The 434-nt window shown below is 51.6% G+C and carries 1 tRNA gene and 1 rRNA gene; both read left to right on the top strand.

Features of this window, described 5'->3' with window-relative positions:
• Window positions 1–78 (top strand): 16S ribosomal RNA (locus Xbed_RS19120); the annotation flags it as partial.
• Between the two features lie 87 nt (window positions 79–165).
• Window positions 166–241: transfer RNA gene (locus Xbed_RS19125), tRNA-Glu, on the top strand.
• Window positions 242–434: the final 193 nt, after the last annotated feature.

Raw genomic sequence — 434 nt, forward strand, 5'->3', positions numbered from 1 at the left:
ACCACTTTGTGATTCATGACTGGGGTGAAGTCGTAACAAGGTAACCGTAGGGGAACCTGCGGTTGGATCACCTCCTTACCGAAAGATAGTACGTATTGCAGAGTGCTCACACAGATTGTCTGATGAAATGCCACATGAGCAGCGCGTCTGCGAAGAAGACCTGATGTCCCCTTCGTCTAGAGGCCTAGGACACCGCCCTTTCACGGCGGTAACAGGGGTTCGAATCCCCTAGGGGACGCCATTCTGCTCAGGCCCTGGGTGAAAGCCGGTGCCGCAAGATAGTGCTAAACGAACTGGTGACAGTGGGTTTAGCAGTATGTGCTCTTTAACAATCCGGAACAAGCTGAAAATTTGAAACAACCGCAGTGCTGTTGCAAAACAGGACTGACGGGTCTCTCAATAACTCCAATCCGAAGACACCTTCGGGTTGTGAG

Source organism: Xenorhabdus beddingii, assembly GCF_002127545.1.
Classification (GTDB): Bacteria; Pseudomonadota; Gammaproteobacteria; order Enterobacterales; family Enterobacteriaceae; genus Xenorhabdus; species Xenorhabdus beddingii.